The organism is Sphingomonas sp., from assembly GCF_041661825.1.
GTDB lineage: Bacteria > Pseudomonadota > Alphaproteobacteria > Sphingomonadales > Sphingomonadaceae > Sphingomonas.
In genome coordinates this window covers 259,568-282,645 of the sequence record NZ_JBAZTU010000002.1, presented here as the reverse complement: position 1 = coordinate 282,645, position 23,078 = coordinate 259,568, and the positions used below count along the sequence as shown (strand labels likewise).

Below are 23,078 nucleotides of genomic sequence, written 5' to 3'. Positions count from 1 at the left end.
GTTCCGTCACTCGGCCGGCACCGCCTCCGGTTGGCCAGATCCTTCCCTGCCAAATCGTGCCTGGATCGACTTCCAGCCCTCGGTGAAGGGATAGGTCATCTGCTCGCGGATCGACATGCGGCGCCCGCCTTCCATGCCCAGCAGTTCCGCCTCGCCGTCGATGCAGGTACCGAACAGGCGGTCGATGAAGATAAAGGTGCCGGAATAATTGCAGCGGGTGGCTTCATAGTCCTGCGAATGGTGCAGGCTGTGATGCTCGGTGGTGTTGAACAGGAAGCGCCACCAGCGCGGCGTGTTGAAGCGAACATTGATGTGCTGATAGGTCCCGATTGCCAGGCCCAATGCGCCGGCGAGAAGGGCTGCCCTTGGCAGGAAGTCAAAGAATCCGTCCAGCGCAAGACCGATCAGGAAAAGTTCGACGGGGTTGCCGACCGCACCCTTGTTGATGTTCAACTGGGTGATGTAGTGATGCACCGAATGGGGCAGCCATAGCGGCTCCCAGTTATGCATCCCGCGATGCATCCAATATTGCCCAAAATCGACGATCAACGCGATCAGCAAGGCCTGCACCAGCAGCGGCAAGCCGGTGAACCATGCCAGCTTCTCCCAGTTGAAATTGTGCTGGACGGCTTCGATCACGGCGTCGCTGCCGATATAGCCGTCGACCATGCGGATAAGCGTATAGGTGAGCCCGACATAGAACAGGTCGGTGGCCGCCTCCTTCCAGGTCAGGCGCCAGCTCTCGTAGCGTGGATTGACCCACTCAAGCGCCAGCAGCAGCACCTTGAAGCCGATGCCGATGCCAACGGCGGTCGATGCCTTTGCAATGGAATTGGGCGCGTAATACCAGAACGCGATCAGCGCGAACAACGCTACGGGCTGGAACCAGGTGAAGACGAACTGCTTCACCGGGCCGCCTTCCACCCGGGGTATGTTTTCCCACCCCACGGTGACCGGCGACTGGGTGCCTATCAGCCTTTTACCTACGCGAACTCCGTCCATATGCGTGCTCTCGCAATGCTTGTCCTATCTCGCGGTTTTGTCCGGCCCGCCAAGGGACGAGGATGATGTCCGCAATAGGTTCAGCATCGTGAGAACGCATCCATCACGCCAGATGCCGTTAAAGTATGTATCTCATAGATACTGTCTATGCCGTCGTGTTTGGGTGGCGAGACGTCGAGCTAGGCAGGCGAACCGTTTCTATAGAAGCGGTGCCAGCGTCCGACGGTCAAATCCACGGCCCTTCGGTGTATCAGAGGTATTTTCGGGCGATCGATGCCGAACGTCTCCGGAATCTGAAAAATATCTTCTTCCCGCTTTTTCCTTGTAAATCAAAAAGCGTAGTTTTTGACGGCTTCCCAGTCGGGATTACGTCGTAATTTTAATAAATATCATTTAATATCAGATTGTTGCCTGTAATGTGAACAATTGAGTGGGAATGAGGATATAAACGGCGGGCGTGCACTCGCGTCGAGCGGCGCGCTTCCAGCGTCGAAAAAAATTGCAGGACCGCGTCGATTCCCGACAATCTCGTTCGTCGTCCCGATGAGACGCCAAAGGGGCGGGCTCGAACAAGGAGACAGACGATGCGGGTTATGGTGTTTGCGATAGCCACCGAGGACAGCGAAGCGGGCCTTGCCCCCACGCCCGAGGCACTCGAGGCGTGGGAGGCGATGGACCGGTTCACCGAAGAACTGGTCAGTGCCGGCGTGATGGTGGCCGGTGCCGGCCTGAAGCCCACCGCCGAGGGCAAGCGCATCGTCAGCGAGGGCCCCGGCCGCACGGTCATCGACGGACCGTTCGCCGAGAGCCGCGAGATCGTCGCCGGCTTCTCGATCTGGGAGGTCAAGGACATGGACGAGGCCGTGGCATGGGCGAAGCGCAGCCCCAATGCCATGCAGGGCCGGAGCGTGATCGAGATTCGGCCGTTCTACGAGGCGGCGGATCTGGCCGAGTTCATCACGCCGGAGGAACTCGCGACGCCGCGTGATGGAGAGCGCGGGAAGCTCGGCGTCGCCTGATACTGCCGCTGAAGCGGGCCAGGCGCATCGCGTGCCTGGCCCGTGTGGTGCGGACTATCGATCTTGCCGCGGAGCCGGCACGGGCTGCGCCGCATGCCTGCGCTATTTCCCCAACACCCCGCACAGATGCTCGGCCAGCCGGATCGAGAGCGTGATGATCGTGAAGGTCGGGTTGGAGATCCCGGTCGACGCAAAGACCGAGGACCCGGCGACGTAGAGATTGTCGAGCGCGTGCACCTTGAGATTCGCATCGACCACGCCCTGGGTGGGATCGGCCGACATGCGCGTCGTTCCGATATGGTGCCCGTTGACGATCAGCTGGTCCTTCACGCTTCCCCAGGAGGGGAAGTACACGTCGCCGTTCAGGGCGTTGACGGCGGTTTTGAACAGCTCGGTCGACTTGGTGTAGGTCGCCTCGTCCCTTGGGCCGAGCTCCCATGTGATCCGGGTCTGTTGCTGGCCGAAGACCGGATCGAGCGTGTCGGCAAGCGTGACCCGGCTGTCGGGATTTGGCGCCATCTCGAAATAATATTGGCCACCGCCGGCCCAGAACCAGCAACTGCCGATGCCCCACGCCCTTTGCTGATCGGCATTGGGGGAAAATCTGCCCGTGACCGTTACGCCATTCTTGTCCTTCCACCCGTCACCCTGCCGGGCTCCGGCGAGCGTTTCGCCGTTCATCAGCCTGGTTTCGCCGTCGGTAAGATAATTTCCCGTGATCGAGACGACGCCACTGGCGGAGAGCGGGTGGCACATGAAATAGCGGCCGACTTGGTCGTGCTCGTTCCCCGCGTTCGAAAGCAGGAGCTGGCGGGCGTTCGCGACCGCGCCGCATGCCAGCACGAAAACGTCGGCCTTGATGGTGAACTCGGTCGCCTTTTGCGGGGGCGATTGATCGTCCATGCTGGCCACTCGCAAGGTTTGCACACTACCTTGCGTATGATCGATATCGAGCAGGCTGGCGTTGAGGATCACATCGACTGCGCTCTCGCCGATCGTGATTCCATCGAACGTCCGGGTCGCGAAATTCAGATAGCTGGAACCCATGAACTGGTACATCTCGGTGTCGAAGCCGGAAAGATGGGGGACCTCGGCTCCCAGGACTTCCGCCCAATATTCGGCGCTGAAATCGTCACTATGGAGCGCGCAGAAAGCGGCGGCCTTCGCATAATAGGGGTCCAGGTCGGCGCGGCTGATCGGCCATCCGGGAAAACCGGGCCGCTCTTCGAAGGTGATCGGGTCGAGCGGGCGGGATTGGCCGCCCCAGTGAGAAGAGGTGCCGCCGAAGATACGCTCGCGTTCCCAGGCGCTGTTGCCCGGTCCGTAATAGGGCTGAAGCAGGAACTCGGGCTCGTTGGTCGCGAACAGGCCATCCGACGTCCCGTTGTAGAGGAAGACCTTGTCGGGCCAGCTCGCACGATAGTCGCCAGCTGAGCGAAAATCGCGGCTTCCCTCGATCAGGGTGACGTTCAGGCCAGCCTTTTGCAGATACCACGCCGCGGTGATACCGGCGGGGCCGGAGCCGATGATGCATATCTGAGTGGAAACCACAGAACCGCTGGCGATATCTTTGCCATTTCTGATCATCGAATCCCTCCCAAAGTTGTTTCTGAGCTAGAACGCGCCTCTAAATTTAGTCAAGAGTCAGGCGATCGCTTCGGTAATAACTCTAGAATCACGTTGATTATGATAATCAGCGGAAAAGACTTAATGTTGGGACTTAATTTCCTGGTGTGACAAGATAATAAAAACATCGAGATTTGGTTGTATCATGCTCATGCTTCGACGGCTTCTGTATTTTTACTGAGTACTTCGTGAATAGTTTAAACGGTGACGCGCAAGTGGGTGTGCAGCCGAGCAGCCTTGCTGTCGGACTCTTGCCTGCCAATCGGCTTGTCATAGAGATTGGGCGCGTGTCGCGGTCTTGCCGCCTTGCGTGCCCCCTGGAGATAGTCCCGTTCTGGCGACATCCGGCGCCGCCGGAGGCGGCTGCGGGTAAAGTCTGGCGCTCGCCGTTCGATACGCGGAGCGACCGGGCCTGAAGGATTCCGACCCGGTACCCCTATCTCACGCCCTGCACGCGTGCCTTTGCCCGTTCCTTGCCCCTGATCTCGATCTCGATCTCATGCGCCCGGGCCATCTGCGCCTCGGCGCTGCGCGTCAGGGCGTCCGCCACCTGGTCATTGCCCTGCTGGCGGTTGCTGGCGGCATTCTGAAGCTCGAGGACGGCATTGGTGCGGTGCTGCGCCACCTGCTTCAACTCCAGGATGATCTCGTCGTCGATCGCCTGGATGGCGCGCGCGACTCCGTCGCCCACCGTCGGCGCGGGGCGCGGGCCAGGTGGGGCGCCGGCAGCCGCTGGAGGCTTGGCGAACGGGTCCACCCCGTCGAGGATCGCGCAAGCGATTGCGCAGAGGTGCAATGGAACGCCTGTCGCCATGCACGCTTCGATGCATTTCTTCTGGCCAGCGGCGAAGATGGGCGGCCAGGGCGCTTCGGGCGGCCAGCCGGGCGGTGGCTCCTTGGGCCATGGCAGCGGGGTTGCCTGACGTTCGGCGGCGCCTGGTTTCTCGGGCATGAATCCCTCCAACGCTGGTGAGTGCCGCCGGCAAGAGGCCGTCAAACGGCACGGGCTCGCAATAGGTCGATAATGCTGCTCCCACAGATTCTAGATTGCAAATATAATCCGTAACTATTGATCATCATTGATGATTATACATCCGAATCCGGATGGATAAAATTGTAAGGAATCGACATTCATCACTTAAGTTATTGAATGACTGATCTATTGGATTGTCCGTATTAGTACATTTCGACTCGGCTCCGTCGTGGACAGTTCGTCGAGAGCAAGGCGCACCGTTGTGGCGAATTGCTGGTGCGGCACTGATTGCCGCCCGATCCCGATTGCCTTACGCCGGGCCATCCGGGAGCAGGGGGCTTCAATGCAGATCGAAAGTCGTCGCAGCGCCTCGCTTCCTTTTGCCCTGGTCGCGTGCGTCCTCGCGGCGGCCGTCGCCCGCGCCGATGCGCCGGTGGATGCTGGGCCACCCGTCTGGGCCTATCCCGGCAATGTTCCCGGTGCCGCGCAGCCGCCGCAGGACGCCGACGAAAAGCTGCGCGTGCCCGACAGCACAGTCTCCTTCGCCCGCAAGGAACTGCGCAACCTGTTCGCCGTGCCAGACTGGTACCCGGGGGATCATCCGGCGATGCCCGATGTGGTCGTGCATGGCCGAGCGCCAGGCGTACGCGCCTGCGGCTTCTGCCACCTGCCGAGCGGCGACGGCCGTCCGGAGAACGCCCCGCTTGCCGGCCTGCCCGAATCCTACATCGTCCAGCAGATGGCCGACTTCAAAAGCGGCGCGCGCACATCGTCGGTCCCGCATCGTCTTCCCACTGATTGGATGGCGGAAATCGGCAAGGTGACGACGGATGGGGAAGTCCGGAGTGCCGCCGCCTATTTCGCAAGGCTGCCGCTGCGATCGCACCTCTCGGTCATCGAGACCCCGACCGTCCCGCGCACCGTCGCCAAAGGCTGGCTGCTCACCCCGGTGCCCGACGGCGGCACTGAACCGCTCGGCGACCGCATCGTCGAGACGCCCGCCGACCTCGAACGCTTCGAGCAACGCGACGCCCATGTCCCGATCCTCGCTTATGTGCCGCCCGGCAGCATCGCCCGGGGCAAAGCGCTCGCAAATGGCGACGACACCAGGGGCATCCCGGCCTGCGCCGCCTGTCACGGCGACGATCTCGGCGGCACTGACGCGATCCCTTCGCTGGCTGGCAAGTCGCCCAGCTATGTCGTCCGCCAGCTCTATGATTTCCGTTCCGGCGCGCGTTCCGGCCCTTCGGCGGAACCGATGAAGCCTGTCGTCGCACCGATGAGTCAGGCCGACATGCTGAACCTCGCTGCCTATCTCGCCTCGCTGAAGCCAAAGCCGGCGAAACCCTGATCCCATTTCCTGTTTGACGACCGTCCAACAAGCGGGAACAACAAGCGGTGAAGAGCAGGAGGGAATGATGTCCAGGCTGGTTGTGCGCGTCCTCGGGCTGGCGGCCGTGATAGCGGCATCGTCACCCGTGTTGGCGGAAACGCTCTATGTCCGCGCCGGAAAGCTGGTCGATACCGAAAAGGGTGTGGTCCTTCCCGACCGCCTGATCCGCATCGACGACGGCCGCGTGACTGCCGTGACGCCCTGGGCGCCGCCGCCGCCGGGCGCGGCGCTGACCGACTGGAGCGGATACACGGTACTGCCCGGCCTCATCGACATACACACCCATCTCGCCGACACCGAACAATCGGCCAATGTCGCCGAGCCGCTGCTCCATTCGGGCGCCGACATTGCGCTGCTCGGTGCGAAGCACGCCCGCGATACGCTCGCTGCCGGCTTCACCAGCGTCCGCGACGTCGGCACCTTCCGTGCGTTCGGCGATGTGTCGCTGCGCAATGCGATCGATACCGGGATGGTCGAGGGCCCGCGGATGAGCGTCGCCGGCGCCTATCTCACCGTCCCCGGTGGCGGCGGCGAAGTCACCGGCATGGCGCCCGATGTGGAGGTCCCCGCGATCATGCGCATGGGCGTGGTCACGGGGCCGGCGGACATGACGGTCAAGGCGCGCCGCCTGTTCCAGGGCGGCGCCGATTTCCTGAAGCTGATCGCGACCGGTGCCGTGCTTGCCGCCGGTACCGAGCCCGGTGCGCCCGAGCTGACCGAGGAGGAGATGCGCGCCGCCGTCGCCGAAGCCGTCCGCAACGGCAGCTACGCCACCGCGCATGCGCACGGTGCCGAGGGCATCAAGCTGGCGATCCGCGCCGGCGTGCGCTCGATCGAGCATGCCTCGCTGATCGACGACGAAGGCATTGCGCTGGCCAGGGCGAAGGGCGTCTGGCTGGTGATGGACATCTATGATGGCGACTATATCGATCAGGTCGGCAAGCGCGACGGCTGGCCCGCCGAGATCTTGCGCAAGAACACCGAAACCACTGACGCGCAGCGCGACGGTTTCCGCAAGGCCGTTCGTGCCGGCGTGAAGATCGCATACGGCACCGATGCCGGCGTCTATCCGCACGGCCTGAACGCGCGGCAATTCCGGTACATGATCCGCTACGGCATGACGCCGATGCAGGCGATCCAGTCCGCCACCACCAGCGCTGCCGCGCTGATGGGCAAATCCGCCGATGTCGGTGCGGTCTCCCCCGGCCATTATGCCGATCTGATCGCGGTGACGGGCGATCCCGTCGCCGATATCGGTGTGCTCGAAAAGGTCGATCACGTCATGAAAGGCGGCAAGCTCGTTCGCTGAGGTCGATCAACGCGCACAGGCGCCATCTCTTCCCCCCGCTCGTTTCGGCATCGTTCAGAAGCGCCTCGCTACCCTGCGGCTGGATCGAATCGACAGGGGTGGCTTTATGGCGCGTTCAATCGGGTGGCGTGCGGGCGCCCTGGCGGCAACGATCGTCACGGCGAGCCCCGCGCTGGCCGAGGATTACAAGCCCGTCGCCTGCACTGCACACCAGCTCTGGCAAGGCCGCCCACTCCATGCGCCAGTGACGCCAGTGTTGGAAGGCGCCATCCCGGAAACCGCGCTGCCGTCCGCCACGGCCGCTCAGCTCGACAGCCTCTTCGACACCATGCGCAGCGCTGCCAGGGCTCAGGCGCTCGGCATCGCAGTCGGCCGGACAGGGGAGGGACTCTGGTCCCGCATCGAGGCACCCGCGGGAAAGCGCCTCTGGTGGGCCAGTGCCGGCAAGACCTTCGTCGCGGTCGTCGTCCTCCAACTCGCCGAGGAAGGCAAACTCTCGCTCGACGACTCAGCCTCGCGCTGGATCAAGGGCGTGCCGAACGGTGACGCCGTCACCGTGCGCGACCTGCTTGCCCATACCAGCGGCGTGTTCAGCGCCAATGAGGATCTGCGCATCCGCGCCAAGCCGCATTACCTGCCGCCCGCGGAAACGCTGGCGATCCTCCGCCGCCATGGTGCGATGTTCTGTCCGGGCTCGAACTGGCGCTATTCGAACAGCGGCTATGATCTGCTCGCGATGATCGTCGAGGCGGTCGATCGTCGTCCGCTGCCCGAGGCGATCGCGGCGCGCATAGCAAAGCCGCTCGGCCTCACCTCGATCGTCGCCTTGCGCGCCGGCCAGCCAACGCCGGACGTCGTTCCGCCCGCATTGTCGAGCGGCACGCCCATTGATGTCTCCACGGTCGGCGCGGGTGGCCCGATCGCCGGCGATCCCGCGGACATGGTTCGCTTCTGGAGCGCTCTGCTTGGGGGCAGGCTGCTCCGCCCTGCGACCATGAACCAGATGTTCGGCCAGCTCCATCCGATGTTCGATCCCGGCACCTGGTACGGGCTCGGCGTGATGGTCCTCGACGTCACTGACGGCGCGCGCACTGACATATGGCTCGGCCATGCCGGCGGCGCCCCTGGCGCCAGTGCGATGCTGGCCTGGTCACCCGCCGACCGAACGATCGTGGCGGTCGCGCTGACCGGAGACGGGCCCGCCGCCGCCGTAGCGAACGCTGTCCTTAAATCGCTCCGCGCCCCGCTGCGTTAGGCGCAAGATGCATTAGTATTGACTAATGCATTAGTGGTGACTAATGATTCGCGCATGCTCGAAGCCGCCGCCATCACCGCCGTCATGCGCACCCTTGCCGATCCCACGCGGCGCGGCATCTTCGAGCGCGTCTTCAACGCGGATGAGATCACCGTCGCCGAATTGACCAAAGGCAGCGGCGTCACCCAGGGCGCCATCTCGCAACACCTCAAATCGCTCAAACAGGCCGGTCTCGTCGCTGAGCGACCCGAGGGCCGCAACGTCTATTACCGCGCCCGGCCCGACGGCCTCGCGCCCCTGGTCGACTGGATGGACCATTATGGGGTCTTCTGGCGCGACCGTTTCGCCGACCTCCGCTCCCTGCTCAAGGAAATCGACCCATGAACCAGCTTGCCCAGAAGACCCGGGAATCCCGGGCCGGAACCAGCGACATCGTCGTCGACGAGGTCTTCCCCCATGCGCCCGAGACGATCTGGAAGACGCTGACCGACGGCCCCGTCATGGGCCGCTGGCTGATGGCGCCGACCGGGTTCGAGCCGGTGGAGGGCACCAGCTTCACCTTCCAGACTACCCCGGCGGGCGAATGGGACGGCGTCATCCATTGCCAGGTGCTTGAGGTCGTCGAGAACCAGCACCTCGCCTTCGCCTGGAAGGGCGGGCACGAGGGCAACAGGGGCTATGGATCGCCGCTCGACACGATCGTCACCTGGACGCTCGCTCCGGCCGAGGGCGGCACCCGGGTTCGCATGGTCCATTCGGGCTTCGATCTGCCGAAGAACGAGAGCGCGTTTTCCAATATGAGCCAGGGCTGGAAGAAGGTCGTGCCGGCCATGGCCAAGGTGGCCGGCGAGCTGGATTCGTAAAAGGCCCGATTCCGACCACCACCTCCTGCTGAATAAGGAAGAAGATGAGCGAACCCTATACCGGCGGATGCGCTTGCGGTGCGATCCGCTACTCGATCGCCGCCGAACCGATGTTCCAGAACGATTGCCAGTGCCGCGACTGTCAGCACAAGAGCGGCACCGGCCATGGCTCCTACCTCACCTTCGCGCAGCGCGCCGATGTGACGCTGAACGGCGAGGCGACTCATTGGGACATGGTCGGCGACAGCGGCAATGTGAAGACGCGCGGCTTCTGCCCGACCTGCGGGTCGCCGGTCTATCTCGGCTTCTCGGCCATGCCCGATCTGTTCACCGTCCACGCCGCCAGTCTCGACGATCCCGGCCGCTACCGCCCGCAGGCGGTGACCTATACGGTGCGCGGCCATGCCTGGGATCGCCTCGATCCGGCGCTGCCGGCATTCGCCACGATGCCGCCGATGTAGGGGAGAGGACTAAACCGGTAAGGGGTGAAGCAAGCGGCACCCGGATTGGCCGCACCGGCAAGCTCCGTTGCCAGTCCTCATCGAGCCACGTTCCCGCCAAGGATAATTGGGCCGGTCGATCTGCCTGCGATTGATACCTGTCTCGTCGATATGCCCGCCGGCCTCTTGCCGCCGCGAACACCCGTCGCTTTTTTTTGGAATAGAACGGGTTTGATCGCAAGGCACGGGATGTCGCCAAGTCCAAACCCGGTACGCTGGCATTATACAGCCGGGAGTTATTTCGATGGATTTGCGTGGCAAGACGATCATTATTACTGGCGCAAGCAGCGGTATTGGCGCGGCGGCTGCCTTGTTATTTTCCGACGCCAAGGCAAATCTTGTGCTTGGCGCTCGTCGCTCCGCCGAACTGGAAGCGATCGCATCGCGGATCCGCGGGCAAGGCGGCAATGTGGCAATCCTCAGCGGGGATGTGATCGACGAGGGATATGCCGACGCGCTCGTGAATCTCGCGAGGAGCGAATTCGGGGCCCTTGATGGCGCTTTCAACAACGCCGGAGTGGTGGGGGATATGTGCCCCGTGTCGAAGATGCCGATCGACAATTGGAACAAGGTAATCGCGACCAACCTCACCAGCGCGTTCCTCGCCGCAAAGGCTCAGATACCGGCGATGGTGGCCCGTGGGCGCGGCTCCATTGTGTTCACGTCTTCCTTCGTCGGCCATAGCAATGGCGGCATGCCCGGCATTGCTGCCTATGCCGCATCCAAGGCGGGCCTGATTGGCTTTGTGAAGTCGCTGGCGTCGGATCACGCGGCGGATGGCGTCCGCGTGAATGCGTTGCTGCCGGGCGGAACGATCACGCCGAGCGGCGGTGAGGGTGATCCCGCGACCTTGGAATTCATCGCAAGGCTGCACCCCATGAAACGCATGGCGGACGCCCGTGAAATCGCCGAGGCCGCTTTGTTTCTCCTCTCCGACCGCTCCAGCTTCATGACGGGATCCCCCATGCTGGTCGACGGGGGCATCTCCGTGCGGCTGGTCTAACGCCGGCGCAAAGGTGACGATGTGCGCTGCTCGGTCACCGAAACAATCTTTCCCTCATCGCGGATTGTCTATTAAGATACTGATAAATAAGTATAATATAGGACGATCAAGATGGCGAAAATGTCAGCAACCCTACTGACATTCTCAACACGCGCTCCCGATTAAAACCGTCCGCAAAGCCCGATAGACCCGTGGCTTGGCGGCGCACGCGCATCGCCTCTTTCTCATCGTTGCATCTGGTTCTTGCCTCACGAAACCTTGCGCCGCGCGCGCTGCTGGGCGACAGCGCGGCGATGCCGGATCTGTCCGAACCCACGCCCCGCGAAGCGACCCCCGCCGACGCGCCCGCAGTCATCGCCCTCTGGGAAGCCTGTGGCCTCACCCGCCCATGGAATGACCCGCTGGCCGATTTCACCCGCGCACTCGCCGGCCCGATCTCGACGATCCTGATCATGGGGCAGGGGCCTCTTGCCGGTTCGGTCATGGTCGGTTTCGACGGGCATCGCGGCTGGGTCTATTATCTCGCGGTCGCGCCCGATCACCGCCGGCATGGTCTCGGCCGTATCCTGATGGCCGAGGCGGAGGCCTGGCTTCGCGCTCGCGGTGCCCCCAAGATTCAGCTCATGGTGCGCGACGACAATCACGCCGCGCTCGGTTTCTACGAAGCGCTCGGGCTCGAACCGCAAAAGGTCGTGACGCTCGGCAAATTCCTGAAGGATTGACAATGGCTGCCACGCTCTATGGCATCAAGAATTGCGACACGATGAAGAAGGCCTGGACCTGGCTCGACGCGCACGGCGTGGCCTATGACTTCCACGACTACAAGAAGGCCGGCATCGACGAGGCGACCCTGCGCGGCTGGGCGGGGCAGGTGGGCTGGGAAGTGCTGCTCAACCGCGCCGGCACCACCTTCCGCGCGCTGCCCGATGCCGACAAGGCGGATATCGGCGAGGACAAGGCGATCGCGCTGATGCTGGCCAATCCCTCGATGATCAAGCGGCCGGTGCTCGATAGCGGCGGCAAGCTGCTGGTCGGCTTCAAGCCCGACATCTATAGTGCGGCAGGGCTTGGATAATCCGGGAGAAATTGAATGCCGACCGCACGCTGGAACGGGACTGTCATCGCTGAATCCGACGATACGGTGGTGGTCGAGGGCAATCATTATTTCCCGCCCGAAAGCGTGAACGCGGCCCTGCTTGAGGCGAGCGACTCGCACACGCACTGCCCGTGGAAAGGCGAGGCCAGCTACAAATCGATCGTGGTGGACGGAAAGCGCAATCCCGACGCGGCCTGGTTCTACCCCGATCCCCTGCCTGCCGCGGCGGAAATCAAGGGCCGCTTCGCCTTCTGGAAGGGCGTTCAGGTCGATTAGGCCATGTCGCCCGAAGATGACGGAGGGGCTGGAAGATCTCGTCGGATTAGGTCCGATTCAGCTGTAAATATTGCCATTTCGCCCCGGAAGGCGCACCATCCTTCTTCTCACCAATGGAGGGGAGAAGGTCATGACAGAGGACGGCGAACAGCCACCTGTTTGGTACTATGTCGTTGGCGGCGTGCTGGCGCTCTGGAGCGCGATCGGCTGCTATTTCTGCTACATGCAGTTCATCCACGGCGCCGAAGCGATGGGTCCCGCAACGGCATATGATCTCCAACTCTACGCAAGCATGCCTGCCTGGTACAATTATGTCTTCGCGCTCGCGGTGATCACCGGCCTGCTCGGCGCGATCGGCCTGCTCACCCGCTCGCGGGCGGTACGCATCCTCTTCATCGTCTCGCTGGTCGCGGCCGTCATCCAGTTCGGCTATCTCTTCGCGACGACCGACGTCATCGCGCACAAGGGTGCCGGCGCGACGCTGCCCTTCCCGATCCTGATCATTGCCATCGGGATCTTCTCGGTCTGGTTCGCCGGGCTCGCGAAGAAGCGGGAATATCTGCGCCCCTGAGGGGCAATGCTGGTGGGAGGAGGGTCACTCCTCCCACTGGAACACATCGTCGAGCGGCTTGCCGAACACTCGGGCGATCCGGAACGCCGCCTCGAGCGAGGGAGAATATTTCCCCGCCTCGATCGCGGCAATCGTCTGTCGCGTCATCCCGATCCGCGCACCGAGATCGGCCTGAGTCATCTCGCCCGCCATGAAGCGCAGGGTGCGGATCTGGTTCGTGATCGGGGTGTTAGCCATGCCGGCCTCGGCGATAGGCGAAGATGGCGGCGCCGTAGCGCAGGATCTCGGCGGTCACGAGCGCAAACAGCGCGGTGTTGGTGATCGCCTGGCCCTGTGCTTCGAACGGCATGATGATCCCGACCAGGATCATGCCTGCCATCAACGCATAATATGCGGTCGCGGCTGACCGTGCGGCGATCGCCCGGTCGCGCTCATCCGGCGGCAGGCGAGCGTCGGCGCCAGATCGGGCCCTGATCACGATCGTCCCGACAGCGAGAATCAATAATCGTATCGCCGTGGCGATGGCGAACAGCGCGACCAGGGTGAGCGTGTCGTGCGGCTCGCCCCGTTGCTCAACCATGCTCGCCGCGATGAAATAGGGGCCATAGGCCACCACCATCGCCACCACCGCGATCCACGCGGTCTTTTCGCGAAAGGGCGTGCCGGCGTCTGCGGTGCCGGACTGAGGTGCGAACTGGGTCATCTCAACTCCCCCGGCGATACAGGAACAACAGCGTTCCGGCCCGCACCAGTTCGGCGAGGACCAGCGCCAGCAACAGCGCGTTGCTGATCACGATCGGCACCAGCGTGACGGGCTTGCCGTTCAGCCAGGCCGGGGCGGTCGCCATGGTCAGCGGCGCCACCACGGTGAGCGTTGCAACGAGTGCGCTCAGAGTGACGAAGGCTGGCCGATAGGCCAGCAGCGCGAACTCCCGCTCGCGGTCGTCGGCCGGCGCGCTCGCCTCTTTCGGCGAGAGGATCGCCAGCACGACTGCCACCACCACCTGGACGACGGTCAGCGCCACCACTGCAAAGATGAAATTGCCCACCTCGGCGCCGACGTTGAAACGCGGTCCGTCCAGCGCGCGCATGAACCCCAGGAAATACCAGCCCCAGATCACGATCGTTGCCGCGACCGAGCCCCACATCATCTTTTCCCGAAACGCCATTCTCGACCTCCAATGTCAGGCTTATGCGACTCGATGTAAAATATATCTAACATTGAGTCAAATAATGAGAACATTGTCTCGGCCCTGGCGTTCGCTGTGGCTGGCGTCTCACCGGCGGCGGCGCTAACAGCGGGGCCATGTCCACGACCTTCACGATCGACACCTCGACCAGCCGCGCGAATCCCACGCCGGCACCGATGAAGCGGCTCACCATCCCGGCCCTGCGCAAGGCCAAGGGCGGCACGCCGCTGGTGATGCTGACGGCCTATACGGTGCGCACGGCGCAGCTGCTCGATCCGCACTGCGATCTGCTGCTCGTCGGCGACAGCCTTGGCCAGGTCGTCTACGGCCTGCCTTCGACGGTACCGGTCACGCTGGAGATGATGGCAGCGCATGGGGCGGCGGTGGTGCGGGGCAGTTATCATTCGGTGGTGATCATCGACATGCCGTTCGGCAGCTACGAGGCTTCGCCCGAAAAGGCGTTCGAGAGCGCCGCCTGGCTGCTCAAGCAGACCGGCGCCGCGGGCGTGAAGATGGAAGGCGGCGAGGCGATGGCGCCGACTGTCCGTTTCCTGGTCGAGCGCGGCATTCCGGTGATGGGTCATGTCGGCCTCACGCCCCAGGCGGTGAACGTCCTCGGCGGCTATGGCGCGCGCGGTCGCACGCCCGAGGAAGCCGCGAAGATCGTCGCCGATGCGGTCGCGGTGGCGGATGCCGGTGCCTTCTCGATCGTGATCGAGGGCGTGGTCGAGCCGATCGCCATCGAGATCACGCAGAAGGTCGCGTGCCCCACCATCGGCATCGGCGCGTCGGCCGCGTGCGACGGGCAGGTGCTGGTGGCGGAGGACATGCTCGGCCTGTTCGAGCGCACCGCGCGCTTCGTGAAGAAGTTCGACGACATGGCCGGCCGCATTTCCGCCGCGGTTGAAACCTATGCGGCTGACGTCCGATCCCGCAGTTTTCCGGGTCCGGAGCAGACCTACGCCCCCAAGGATTGATCCCTTCCGTTTGTGCGCGGCCATCGCTAAGGTCCGCGCCTTTCCAGCCTTCACATGGAGCATCACTTGGCCGTTACGCCGAATACCGACGAAGCATTCCTGCGTGAGGTCGATGAGGAACTTCGCCGCGATCAGCTCGCGAGCATGTGGACGCGCTATGGCCGCTGGCTGATCGTCGCGATCGTCGCCGGTCTCGCTGCGTTCGGTGGGTTCCTTTACTGGGAGCATCACAGCGCGGAGGTTGCGGGCGAGCAAGGCGAGAAGCTGCAGGCGGTCTATGACGACGTGGCCGTGCAGAAGATCGGCAGCGCCGAAAAGGGGCTGGCTGAACTCGCCGGGTCAAGCATCGCCGGCTACCGCGCGATGGCCCTGTTTACGCAGGCGGATCTCCTGCTGAAGAAGGAAGACGTGAAGGGCGCTGCCGCCAAATTCGGTGCGATCGCCGCCGACGGTTCGATCGGCCAGCCGCTGCGCGATCTGGCGCTGATCCGCCAGACCTCGGCGGAATTCGATACGTTGAAGCCCGACGTCGTCGTCAACCGGCTGCGGCCGCTGGCGGTGAAGGGCAATCCCTGGTTCGGCAGCGCGGGCGAGCTCGTCGGTGCGGCCTATCTCCAAATGAACAAGCCCGATCTCGCGGCACCGCTCTTCGGGCAGATCGCCCGGGACGAGACGGTACCCGATACGATCCGTCAACGCGCGGTTCAGATCGCGGGCACCATGGGCATCGACGCGGTCGGCCCGGTTGAGGAAAAGAAAGCGCAATGATGTACAAGAACCGGGCGGTGCTGGCCGGCGTCGCGCTCCTCGCGCTCAGCGGCTGCGGCATCTTCAAGGGTGGCGGCAAGAAGACCCCCGTGCTGGGCGATCGCGTGCCGATCCTGATGGCTGAATCCGAAGTGACTTCGGACAAGAGCCTCGCCGACGTACAGGTGCTGTTGCCCCCGCCCGAGGTCAACGACAGTTGGGCGCAGCCCGGCGGCAATGCCTCCAAGTCGATGGGCCAGCTGGCACTGGGTGCCACGCTCTCGCGCGCCTGGAGCGTCTCGATCGACGGCGGCTCCAATCGCCAGCGGCTCGCCGCGCCGCCCGTCGTCGCTGACGGCCGGCTTTATGCGATGGACGTGGACGCCAATGTCCATGCCTTCACCGCCGATAGCGGCTCGCAGGTCTGGACCACCAACATAGCCAAGGGCGACAAGAAGACGAACAGCGCTCGCTTCGGCGGCGGCGTCAGCTTCGATGGTGGCAAGGTCTATGCGACGGACGGTCTCGGCGACGTGGTGGCGCTTGACGCCGCGACCGGCGCCGAGGTCTGGCGCGCCAAGCCGGGCGGCCCGCTACGCGGCTCGCCGACCATCGACAATGACAATCTCTACGTGCTGAGCCAGGACAACCAGCTCTTCGCGCTGGCCAAGGCAACCGGCGCGGTTGTCTGGACTCAGTCCGGCTCGCTCGAGACGCAGGGCGTGTTCGGCGTTGCCGCACCGGCAATGGGCCAGGGCACGATCATCGCCGGCTTCTCTTCCGGTGAGCTCAACGCCTATCGCTACGAGAATGGCCGCACCCTGTGGCAGGACGCGCTGTCGCGTTCCACCATCTCCACCTCGGTGTCGTCGCTCGCCGATATCGACGCGTCGCCGGTCATCGATCGCGGCCTAGTCTTCGCGGTCGGACAGGGCGGCCGCATGGTCGCACTGGAAATCGTCTCGGGCCAGCGCATCTGGGAACAGAATTTCGCTGGCATCTCGACCCCCTGGGTCGCGGGCGAGTGGTTGTTCCTCATCACGGACGACGCCCGGCTCGTCTGCCTCGCCCGCGCGACCGGCAAGGTACGCTGGATCCAGCAGCTCCGCCATTATGGCAGCGAGAAGAAAAAGAAGAACCCGATCACCTGGTATGGTCCGGTGCTCGCGGGCAACCGCCTGATCCTGACCAACTCGCGCGGCGAGATCGTGTCGGCCTCGCCGGATACGGGCGAGCCCGGGACGGTGATCGAGGGTGGCAAATCGTACAGCCTCCCGCCGATCGTGGCGAATTCCACGCTGTACGTGCTCGATCAGAAGGGCCGGATCTCCGCCTATCGCTGATCGGCGGCGACTGCTTCGTGACCCCGGTGCGACTCCGGGGTGACGAATGCGGCGCGGCAGGCTAAGGCGCGCCATGCCCAATCTTCCCGTGGTCGCGATCATCGGCCGGCCCAACGTCGGCAAATCGACTCTGTTCAACCGCCTTGTCGGCAAGAAACTCGCGCTGGTCGACGATCGGCCAGGCGTCACCCGCGACCGGCGGGAGGGCGATGCGACGCTTGTCGGCATGGAATTCCGCGTTATCGACACCGCTGGTTATGAAGACCAAGACGCGGCCTCGCTGCCCGGCCGCATGCGTGCGCAGACCGAGGCGGCCGTCGCCCAGGCCGATGTCGCGTTGTTCCTGATCGACGCCCGTGTCGGCCTCGTCCCGCTCGATGAAGAGATCGCCCGCTGGCTGCGCGGATCGAAGACGCCCGTCATCCTGGTCGCGAACAAGGCCGAAGGCCGCGCCGGCGAGAGCGGCATCCTCGAATCGCTGTCGCTCGGCTTCGGCGATCCGGTCGCGCTGTCGGCGGAACATGGCGAGGGCATGGTCGAATTGTTCGAGGCACTACTGCCGCACGTCGAGAAAGACGAAGACCCCGAAGCAGTCGTCGAGGAGATCGATGAGGAAAGCCTCGATGCCCCGCTCAAGCTCGCCATCATTGGTCGCCCCAATGCGGGCAAATCGACCCTGATCAACCGCATGCTCGGCGAGGAGCGGCTGATCACGGGGCCAGAGGCCGGGATCACCCGCGATTCGATCGCGATCGACTGGACCTGGCACGATCCCGAGGGCGACGCCCGCGCCGTCCGGCTGATCGATACGGCGGGCATGCGCAAGCGCGCCAATGTGCAGGACAAGCTCGAGAAGCTATCGGTCGCCGATGCACTCCACGCCATCGACTTCGCCGAAGTGGTCGTGCTGTTGCTCGATGCGACGCGCGGGCTCGAGGCGCAGGATCTGCGCATTGCCGACGCGGCGCTGCAGGAGGGCCGCGCGCTGGTCGTTGCGATCAACAAATGGGATGTGGCGGAGAACGCCAGCAGCCTGTTCAACGGCATCCGCGGGGCGCTGGAGGAAGGCCTGTCGCAGGTAAAGGGCATTCCGGTGCTCACCGTCTCGGCGGCGACCGGCAAGGGCCTTGATACCCTGCTCAAGGTCGCGTTCGAGACGCGCGAGGCCTGGTCGCGCCGAATCGGCACGGGCGAGCTCAACCGCTGGTTCGAAAAAGCGATCGAGGCCAACCCGCCGCCGGCGCCCGGGGGCAAGCGGATCAAGCTGCGCTACCTCACTCAGGCCAAGACGCGGCCGCCCGGCTTCGTGCTGTTCGGCACCCGCGTCGATCAGTTGCCGACAAGCTATCAGCGTTATCTGATCAACGGCATCCGCCGCGATCTTGGCTTTGGCGCGGTGCCGGTGCGGCTGACCTTGCGCGCACCCAAGAACCCGTTCGACCGCTGAAAGCGGCGGCTGCGGCTGCGGAACTAGATTAAACAGTGATTTACCGGCTCATCCGGTCGAATACGCATCGCCGCGTCAACCCATCCTTTACCCCGTTTGCCTAAGAGCAGGGTATATCTTCGCGGTCTTGGTGGCCTCGGAGTGGGAGATTGCGGTGTCACTCGAAGATCCTGGCCTGATCGACTGGACGGTGTTTTCGCAGGCTCGTAGCGAGCTTGGCGCTGGCTTCGTGCGCATCCTGGGATATTTCCGGGAAGACGGCGTGAAGTCGGTCGCAGCGATCGAGACGGCCATGCGGGCGCTGAACGCTGCTGCCATGGTCCTGCCCGCACACACGCTCAAAGGAGAGGCCCGGCAGTTCGGGGCCGAGCCGCTGGGCGAGCTGGCGGAGAAGATCGAGACGATCGCCCGCGATTGCGTCGAGAATCGCGACACGCCCGATCAGGCGCTGCAGTCAGTAGTCGAACTCCGGCCGCTGTTCGACAAGACGCTGACAATGCTGGAGCGCGAATCGAACCCGCTGGTCGAGCGACGGCCCGCCGCCTTCGGCCGCCGCGCACTCTAATTCCCTAGTTTCTCAGCCGCTCGATCGCCTGGGCGAGGGCGACATAGAGTTTGCCCATATCCGACGACAGCAAGGTTACGCCCAGCGGCGACCCGTCGCGCTGCGCCAGGATCGCGCGCAGCATCGCCTCGAAATCATGGATATAGCGGTTGACCTGCTCGCGGAACGCCACGTCGTCGTCATAGAGTCGGACGATCTCGCGCGCCTCGCCGGCTTCGAGCAGGCGCACCGCGCGCCGCGTGAAGACACCGCGATCGCCCTTGAGATAGGCCGACCAGGCACTGTCCGACACCTCGGTCGAGAAGGATTTGGTGATGTCGATCGAGGCCGAGTTGAGCGACTCGATCAGCAACGAGACGCGGCGGGCGAAGGTGTCCTTGTCCGCATTCTCGCGCTCGGTGCGCGCTTCCTCGATCCGGCTTTCGACCGTTGCGGTTGAATCGGCGATCGCCAGCATCTGGCGGGTCAGCCGTTCGGAAGTGCGCTGGGCGGCCTCGGCCGCGGCGTCGCCGGCTTCGGTGATCGCCGCGATCTGCTGATCCAGCGCCACCGACGAGGCGCGCCGCATTGCCTCGGCGCTGGCATTCTCCAGCGCCATGGCGGCTTCCGGGATGACCGTGGCGAGCGTCTCGCGGGCGCGATCGGCCGCGGCGCTGGCGGTGTCGCGGACGCGCAGCAGCGCCTCGACCAGGCGCGGCGCGGCTTCCTCGGCGAAACGATGCGTCCGGCCGATCGTCTCTTCGACCATGTCGCCAAGCGCGTCGGCCTTGGTGCGGCCACTGTTGAGCGTCTCGATCAGCTTGCTCGACAGCTTGTCGACCGTGTCGCGCTGGCCGGCGATGACATGAGCGATCGCTTCGATCGCGTCGTGCGTGCTTTCGGCGGCGGTGACGAGCGCCAGCAGCTCCGGCTTCGCGTCGCCGACCACGCGCCGGCTGTCGGAAATCCGCGCATCGAGCCGCGCGAGCGCATCGGGCAGGGTTTCGTCGATCTCGCGCGCCGCGGCATCGAGCGCCGTCAGCAGCCGGTCGGTGGTATCGATCGCCGTGGTCGCGATCGCGTCGCCGGTCTTCAGCGCTTCGGTCATGGCATCGGCCGAGCCGCCGAGCGCGCTGATCGAGGCGGCAAGGGTCTGGGTGCGATCGACGCCCTGCGCATGGAGCGCGTCGAGCTGGCGGGAAACCCGGGTCAGGCCGGTATCGAGCTCGCCGATCACCATCTCGCTGGACACACGTTGTTCGCCCAGCCGGGCAGCGATCCGGTCGATGATCTCTTCGATCGCACCGATACGGGCCGCAAGCGCTTCGGCGCTGTCGCGGCTGACCCGGTCGAGCGCTGCCTGGTTGGTGCCGAGCATCGCCAGCATCGCCTCGCCCTGCGCGGCGATACCCTTGCGCGCTTCGTCGACCGCGCCGGCGGTGCGCCCGAGCAGCCCGTCGACCGCAGCCGACATTTCGCCGGTAACTGCCTCGAGGCGGGCGCCCGCCGTCTCGCTGGTCGATTCCATGCGGGTGATGTGCGCCGCGAGCTTCTGCGCGGCGCCGCCGGCGACGGCATCCGCTTCGCGCCCGCGTTCAGCGAGCGCGACCAGTTGCGCGTCGAGCGCACTGGCATGCTGGCCCGCGGAAATGCCGGTCTGTTCGAGCAGCTTTGCCAGGCCCTCGGTCTCGCCATGTGCCCTGGGCAAGGTAGCGAGCAGGATGCCGAGGCTGTTTTCCGCGGCGGCGGCGGCGGTGGCGAGCTTGTGTGCCTGTGCGTTGGCCAGATCGACCTGTTCGGCAATGCCGTTCCCGACACCGGCGAGCTTTGCGACCGCGCCGTCGCCCATCGCCATCAGGCTGGTGGTCTGTTCAGCAAGTCTCGCCCGGTTGGCCTCGATCGCTTCCGACAGCGTCGCGACCGTGCGTTCCAGGCTCGTGGCCTCGGCGCGCATGGCGCGGGCGGTGCGACCGAAGCGCTGCGCTTCGGCGGTGCTGGTGCGCAGGGCGAGCAGCATCAGGATGCCGATCAGCGCCGGGGGCACGCACAGAGCGGCGATGAAGCCGGTCAGTTCGATCGGCAGCGCGCGTTGCAGGCTGGGCCAGGCGAACCACAGCATGCCCGTGATCCAGCCGAGCGAGACGAGAATAGCGAGGGTGGGGGCGATCCAGCGGGCGCGCTGCGGCTCCGGCTCGTCTTCATGGTCTTCGATGGCCTGGTACAGCTCCAGCGGCTCCACCGCTTCAGCGCGCGGTGAGGACACATCTTCGGAGGACGCGGCGGGGCCGGTCCCTGGCCGAAGATCGATGATGCGCGAACCCCCGTTCATATCAGCTGTTTACCATGATTTCCGCCTGCGGGAAGCGAATAGCGAAACCTTCCTTTAAGCGCTTCCCTGTAGAAATACAGGCATGGCTTATGATCCTGGTGCAATCGATGCGACTCTGGCGGCGGCGGTGGGTGACGAACCCCAGCTGATTGCGGAGCTGCGCGAAGCCTTTCTCGATGGCGTCCGCCGCGGTCTCGACAATCTCGAGCGTGCCCGTGGCGGCGACGAATGGCGCAGCGCGGCGGCGCGCCTCAAGGGGCTTGCCGCGAGCTTCGGGGCGATCCGCCTGATGGCGATCGCGTCCGAGGCAGCCGATGCGGTGCCGCAGGATGTTAACCTGCTTCGCCGCCTGCGCCGGGCAGCCGAGCGCCTTTAAACGGGCGCACCCTTCCGACACCTTTGCCATTGGCGGTCGTTCCGCCTAACAGCCCAGCATGTTGGCCGGGCTGATTTTTGCGACCGAGGATGCCGATGACCGGCCCGGAACGCTTGCCGCGACCCTGCCGTTCGGCGGGTTGACCCTTATCGAGTTCCAGGCGCGGCTGCTCGTCGCGGCGGGCGCATCGCAGATCATCCTCGTCATTGCCCGGCTCACACCGGAGCTGCTCGGCGCGATCAACCGGATCGGCCGGCGCGGCGTCGCCGTCGATGCCGTCCGCACTGCAGCCGAGGCGATGGAGAAACTCCATCCCTTGTCGCGCGTGCTCGTCGTCGCGGACGGCGTGATGACGACCGGCGAGGTCGTGACGTCGCTCGCGGCGGAAACTGGCGACGCGCTGCTCGTCACCGACGATCAGGGCAGCGGTACCCCCTTCGAGCGAGTCGGCGCCTTGACTGCCTGGGCCGGGCTGGCCCTGCTCGATCCGAAACGGATCGCCGAGGTGGCAGCGATGCCGAAGGACTATGATTTCCAGTCGACCCTGTTGCGCGTTGCCGCACAGGCCGGCCCCGCGAATATCCGCCTGCCCGCGGGTGCGGCGGGCGGCGCACATGGCATCGAACGCGATTCGCGGCGGCTGGCCGAGCGGGGCAGGGCGATCCTGTCAGCGCTCGCGCCGGTACCGACGCCCTGGGCAGACCGCTATGTGCTGGCGCCGCTGGCGCGCCTCGCCTTGCCGCATCTGGTCGGGCGCAACATTCCCAGCATCGCGCTCACCGCGCTTGGTTTCGCCTTCGCACTGGGAGGATTTGCTGCGCTGTATTTTGCCTGGCCGGTTACCGGCCTCGTGCTGACGATCCTGGCGATGGCGGGATTCGCGGTCGGCGCGACGGCATCGGCTTTGCGTGACGAGACGATCGAACTGCGGATCCAGCAAGGTGCCACGCTGACCGTCCCGGCGCTGTCCGTACTGCTGCTTGGCCGCGATTCGGTCGTGGGTCTCGTTGCAGCGGGGACCGTCATCGTCGCGGCGGGGCTGGTCGAGCGGGCCGGCAATGTGCGAATCCGTCGCCGCTGGTGGGCCAGCCCGGCCGCTTACCCGATGCTGATGCTGCCCCTGGTGGCCGTCGGACAGCCACTCGCTGCCCTCGTCGCCGCGGGAATCTATGCTTTTACGACACTTGGCGGCGCCATTGAGGCATTTCGCGAAAAGCCTTAGGCTGGTCTTAACGACAA

Annotated in this window: 26 protein-coding genes; 19 read left to right on the top strand and 7 right to left on the bottom strand. The window is 64.7% G+C overall.

Features of this window, described 5'->3' with window-relative positions; genetic code table 11:
* Positions 1 to 6 precede the first annotated feature (6 nt).
* A complete protein-coding gene (locus tag WC729_RS08430) occupies positions 7 to 1,002 on the bottom strand; it encodes a sterol desaturase family protein (protein ID WP_372851560.1) in 996 nt (331 codons plus the stop codon).
* A gap of 584 nt (positions 1,003 to 1,586) precedes the next feature.
* On the opposite strand from WC729_RS08430, the gene WC729_RS08425 reads away from it, so the two are divergent.
* Positions 1,587 to 2,021: a YciI family protein gene (locus tag WC729_RS08425; protein WP_372851558.1), complete on the top strand. Its 435-nt coding sequence runs from the start codon at positions 1,587 to 1,589 to the stop codon at positions 2,019 to 2,021.
* A 102-nt stretch (positions 2,022 to 2,123) separates the two neighbouring features.
* On the opposite strand, the gene WC729_RS08420 is transcribed toward WC729_RS08425, so the two are convergent.
* Both WC729_RS08420 and WC729_RS08415 read right to left on the bottom strand, forming a co-directional pair.
* Entirely contained in the window at positions 2,124 to 3,608 is a 1,485-nt protein-coding gene (locus WC729_RS08420) for an FAD-dependent oxidoreductase (RefSeq protein WP_372851556.1), read from the bottom strand.
* Positions 3,609 to 4,083: 475 nt separating this feature from the next.
* Complete coding sequence (locus WC729_RS08415) at positions 4,084 to 4,599, bottom strand: hypothetical protein (RefSeq protein WP_372851554.1); 516 nt, start codon at positions 4,597 to 4,599, stop codon at positions 4,084 to 4,086.
* A gap of 364 nt (positions 4,600 to 4,963) precedes the next feature.
* Here WC729_RS08415 and WC729_RS08410 point away from each other — a divergent pair, with 364 nt between their 5' ends.
* The 11 genes from WC729_RS08410 to WC729_RS08360 all read left to right on the top strand — a co-directional run bounded on the left by WC729_RS08410 (position 4,964) and on the right by WC729_RS08360 (position 12,886).
* Complete coding sequence (locus WC729_RS08410; RefSeq protein WP_372851552.1) at positions 4,964 to 5,971, top strand: cytochrome c; 1,008 nt, start codon at positions 4,964 to 4,966, stop codon at positions 5,969 to 5,971.
* Between the two features lie 67 nt (positions 5,972 to 6,038).
* Complete coding sequence (locus WC729_RS08405) at positions 6,039 to 7,322, top strand: amidohydrolase family protein (protein ID WP_372851550.1); 1,284 nt, start codon at positions 6,039 to 6,041, stop codon at positions 7,320 to 7,322.
* 106 nt (positions 7,323 to 7,428) lie between these two features.
* On the top strand, positions 7,429 to 8,577 hold the full coding sequence (locus tag WC729_RS08400; RefSeq protein WP_372851548.1) for a serine hydrolase domain-containing protein: 1,149 nt from the start codon (positions 7,429 to 7,431) through the stop codon (positions 8,575 to 8,577).
* A gap of 54 nt (positions 8,578 to 8,631) precedes the next feature.
* A complete protein-coding gene (locus WC729_RS08395; RefSeq protein ID WP_372851546.1) occupies positions 8,632 to 8,961 on the top strand; it encodes an ArsR/SmtB family transcription factor in 330 nt (109 codons plus the stop codon).
* A complete protein-coding gene (locus WC729_RS08390; RefSeq protein ID WP_372851544.1) occupies positions 8,958 to 9,440 on the top strand; it encodes an SRPBCC domain-containing protein in 483 nt (160 codons plus the stop codon). Before WC729_RS08395 ends, WC729_RS08390 begins: the two co-directional genes overlap by 4 nt.
* Positions 9,441 to 9,484: 44 nt before the next feature.
* The gene (locus WC729_RS08385) at positions 9,485 to 9,901 is read left to right on the top strand and encodes a GFA family protein (RefSeq protein ID WP_372851542.1); all 417 of its coding nucleotides are present in this window, start codon (positions 9,485 to 9,487) and stop codon (positions 9,899 to 9,901) included.
* A gap of 283 nt (positions 9,902 to 10,184) precedes the next feature.
* Complete coding sequence (locus tag WC729_RS08380) at positions 10,185 to 10,943, top strand: SDR family oxidoreductase (RefSeq protein WP_372851540.1); 759 nt, start codon at positions 10,185 to 10,187, stop codon at positions 10,941 to 10,943.
* A gap of 293 nt (positions 10,944 to 11,236) precedes the next feature.
* Complete coding sequence (locus WC729_RS08375; RefSeq protein WP_372851538.1) at positions 11,237 to 11,665, top strand: GNAT family acetyltransferase; 429 nt, start codon at positions 11,237 to 11,239, stop codon at positions 11,663 to 11,665.
* A 2-nt stretch (positions 11,666 to 11,667) separates the two neighbouring features.
* A complete protein-coding gene (locus WC729_RS08370; RefSeq protein WP_372851536.1) occupies positions 11,668 to 12,018 on the top strand; it encodes an ArsC family reductase in 351 nt (116 codons plus the stop codon).
* 15 nt (positions 12,019 to 12,033) lie between these two features.
* Positions 12,034 to 12,315, top strand: a complete 282-nt coding sequence (locus tag WC729_RS08365) for a DUF427 domain-containing protein (protein WP_372851534.1) — start codon at positions 12,034 to 12,036, stop codon at positions 12,313 to 12,315.
* A gap of 130 nt (positions 12,316 to 12,445) precedes the next feature.
* Positions 12,446 to 12,886 carry a hypothetical protein gene (locus WC729_RS08360; RefSeq protein ID WP_372851532.1) on the top strand — a complete coding sequence of 147 codons (441 nt, stop codon included), beginning with the start codon at positions 12,446 to 12,448 and terminating at the stop codon, positions 12,884 to 12,886.
* A 24-nt stretch (positions 12,887 to 12,910) separates the two neighbouring features.
* Here the strand turns inward: WC729_RS08360 and WC729_RS08355 are convergent, their stop codons facing one another.
* Genes WC729_RS08355 through WC729_RS08345 form a run of 3 tightly spaced genes read right to left on the bottom strand, consistent with a single transcriptional unit; the run spans position 12,911 to position 14,055 of the window.
* Positions 12,911 to 13,123, bottom strand: coding sequence for a helix-turn-helix transcriptional regulator (locus WC729_RS08355; RefSeq protein WP_372851530.1), 213 nt, complete (start codon positions 13,121 to 13,123; stop codon positions 12,911 to 12,913).
* A complete protein-coding gene (locus tag WC729_RS08350; RefSeq protein ID WP_372851528.1) occupies positions 13,116 to 13,589 on the bottom strand; it encodes a hypothetical protein in 474 nt (157 codons plus the stop codon). Before WC729_RS08350 ends, WC729_RS08355 begins: the two co-directional genes overlap by 8 nt.
* Before the next feature lies 1 nt (position 13,590).
* Entirely contained in the window at positions 13,591 to 14,055 is a 465-nt protein-coding gene (locus WC729_RS08345; protein ID WP_372851526.1) for a hypothetical protein, read from the bottom strand.
* Positions 14,056 to 14,192: 137 nt separating this feature from the next.
* Between WC729_RS08345 and panB the strand changes: the two genes are divergently transcribed.
* The 5 genes from panB to WC729_RS08320 all read left to right on the top strand — a co-directional run bounded on the left by panB (position 14,193) and on the right by WC729_RS08320 (position 19,155).
* Complete coding sequence (gene panB / locus WC729_RS08340) at positions 14,193 to 15,053, top strand: 3-methyl-2-oxobutanoate hydroxymethyltransferase (RefSeq protein ID WP_372851524.1); 861 nt, start codon at positions 14,193 to 14,195, stop codon at positions 15,051 to 15,053.
* A gap of 66 nt (positions 15,054 to 15,119) precedes the next feature.
* Entirely contained in the window at positions 15,120 to 15,821 is a 702-nt protein-coding gene (locus tag WC729_RS08335; RefSeq protein WP_372851522.1) for a tetratricopeptide repeat protein, read from the top strand.
* Positions 15,818 to 17,143 carry a PQQ-binding-like beta-propeller repeat protein gene (locus tag WC729_RS08330; protein WP_372851520.1) on the top strand — a complete coding sequence of 442 codons (1,326 nt, stop codon included), beginning with the start codon at positions 15,818 to 15,820 and terminating at the stop codon, positions 17,141 to 17,143. The genes WC729_RS08335 and WC729_RS08330 overlap by 4 nt, the downstream gene beginning before the upstream one ends.
* A gap of 73 nt (positions 17,144 to 17,216) precedes the next feature.
* Positions 17,217 to 18,590: a ribosome biogenesis GTPase Der gene (gene der, locus WC729_RS08325; protein WP_372851517.1), complete on the top strand. Its 1,374-nt coding sequence runs from the start codon at positions 17,217 to 17,219 to the stop codon at positions 18,588 to 18,590.
* A 154-nt stretch (positions 18,591 to 18,744) separates the two neighbouring features.
* A complete protein-coding gene (locus WC729_RS08320) occupies positions 18,745 to 19,155 on the top strand; it encodes an Hpt domain-containing protein (RefSeq protein ID WP_372851515.1) in 411 nt (136 codons plus the stop codon).
* A gap of 4 nt (positions 19,156 to 19,159) precedes the next feature.
* Here WC729_RS08320 and WC729_RS08315 read toward each other — a convergent pair whose 3' ends face one another.
* Positions 19,160 to 21,463 (bottom strand): hypothetical protein, encoded by a 2,304-nt coding sequence (locus WC729_RS08315; RefSeq protein WP_372851513.1) that lies wholly within the window; start codon positions 21,461 to 21,463, stop codon positions 19,160 to 19,162.
* A gap of 82 nt (positions 21,464 to 21,545) precedes the next feature.
* On the opposite strand from WC729_RS08315, the gene WC729_RS08310 reads away from it, so the two are divergent.
* Both WC729_RS08310 and WC729_RS08305 read left to right on the top strand, forming a co-directional pair.
* Positions 21,546 to 21,839, top strand: a complete 294-nt coding sequence (locus WC729_RS08310; RefSeq protein ID WP_372851511.1) for an Hpt domain-containing protein — start codon at positions 21,546 to 21,548, stop codon at positions 21,837 to 21,839.
* A gap of 58 nt (positions 21,840 to 21,897) precedes the next feature.
* A complete protein-coding gene (locus WC729_RS08305; protein WP_372851508.1) occupies positions 21,898 to 23,061 on the top strand; it encodes a hypothetical protein in 1,164 nt (387 codons plus the stop codon).
* The last annotated feature ends 17 nt before the right edge of the window (positions 23,062 to 23,078 follow it).

Coding starts and splice junctions, on each gene's coding strand:
- WC729_RS08360 (WP_372851532.1), top strand. CDS start 12,446: ATGACAGAGGACGGCGAACAGCCACCTGTTTGGTACTATGTCGTTGGC.
- WC729_RS08380 (WP_372851540.1), top strand. CDS start 10,185: ATGGATTTGCGTGGCAAGACGATCATTATTACTGGCGCAAGCAGCGGT.
- WC729_RS08410 (WP_372851552.1), top strand. CDS start 4,964: ATGCAGATCGAAAGTCGTCGCAGCGCCTCGCTTCCTTTTGCCCTGGTC.
- WC729_RS08310 (WP_372851511.1), top strand. CDS start 21,546: ATGGCTTATGATCCTGGTGCAATCGATGCGACTCTGGCGGCGGCGGTG.
- WC729_RS08375 (WP_372851538.1), top strand. CDS start 11,237: ATGCCGGATCTGTCCGAACCCACGCCCCGCGAAGCGACCCCCGCCGAC.
- WC729_RS08370 (WP_372851536.1), top strand. CDS start 11,668: ATGGCTGCCACGCTCTATGGCATCAAGAATTGCGACACGATGAAGAAG.
- WC729_RS08355 (WP_372851530.1), bottom strand. CDS start 13,123: ATGGCTAACACCCCGATCACGAACCAGATCCGCACCCTGCGCTTCATG.
- WC729_RS08390 (WP_372851544.1), top strand. CDS start 8,958: ATGAACCAGCTTGCCCAGAAGACCCGGGAATCCCGGGCCGGAACCAGC.
- WC729_RS08345 (WP_372851526.1), bottom strand. CDS start 14,055: ATGGCGTTTCGGGAAAAGATGATGTGGGGCTCGGTCGCGGCAACGATC.
- der (WP_372851517.1), top strand. CDS start 17,217: ATGCCCAATCTTCCCGTGGTCGCGATCATCGGCCGGCCCAACGTCGGC.
- WC729_RS08405 (WP_372851550.1), top strand. CDS start 6,039: ATGTCCAGGCTGGTTGTGCGCGTCCTCGGGCTGGCGGCCGTGATAGCG.
- WC729_RS08415 (WP_372851554.1), bottom strand. CDS start 4,599: ATGCCCGAGAAACCAGGCGCCGCCGAACGTCAGGCAACCCCGCTGCCA.
- panB (WP_372851524.1), top strand. CDS start 14,193: ATGTCCACGACCTTCACGATCGACACCTCGACCAGCCGCGCGAATCCC.
- WC729_RS08385 (WP_372851542.1), top strand. CDS start 9,485: ATGAGCGAACCCTATACCGGCGGATGCGCTTGCGGTGCGATCCGCTAC.
- WC729_RS08350 (WP_372851528.1), bottom strand. CDS start 13,589: ATGACCCAGTTCGCACCTCAGTCCGGCACCGCAGACGCCGGCACGCCC.
- WC729_RS08420 (WP_372851556.1), bottom strand. CDS start 3,608: ATGATCAGAAATGGCAAAGATATCGCCAGCGGTTCTGTGGTTTCCACT.
- WC729_RS08330 (WP_372851520.1), top strand. CDS start 15,818: ATGATGTACAAGAACCGGGCGGTGCTGGCCGGCGTCGCGCTCCTCGCG.
- WC729_RS08315 (WP_372851513.1), bottom strand. CDS start 21,463: ATGAACGGGGGTTCGCGCATCATCGATCTTCGGCCAGGGACCGGCCCC.
- WC729_RS08365 (WP_372851534.1), top strand. CDS start 12,034: ATGCCGACCGCACGCTGGAACGGGACTGTCATCGCTGAATCCGACGAT.
- WC729_RS08430 (WP_372851560.1), bottom strand. CDS start 1,002: ATGGACGGAGTTCGCGTAGGTAAAAGGCTGATAGGCACCCAGTCGCCG.
- WC729_RS08305 (WP_372851508.1), top strand. CDS start 21,898: ATGTTGGCCGGGCTGATTTTTGCGACCGAGGATGCCGATGACCGGCCC.
- WC729_RS08400 (WP_372851548.1), top strand. CDS start 7,429: ATGGCGCGTTCAATCGGGTGGCGTGCGGGCGCCCTGGCGGCAACGATC.
- WC729_RS08395 (WP_372851546.1), top strand. CDS start 8,632: ATGCTCGAAGCCGCCGCCATCACCGCCGTCATGCGCACCCTTGCCGAT.
- WC729_RS08425 (WP_372851558.1), top strand. CDS start 1,587: ATGCGGGTTATGGTGTTTGCGATAGCCACCGAGGACAGCGAAGCGGGC.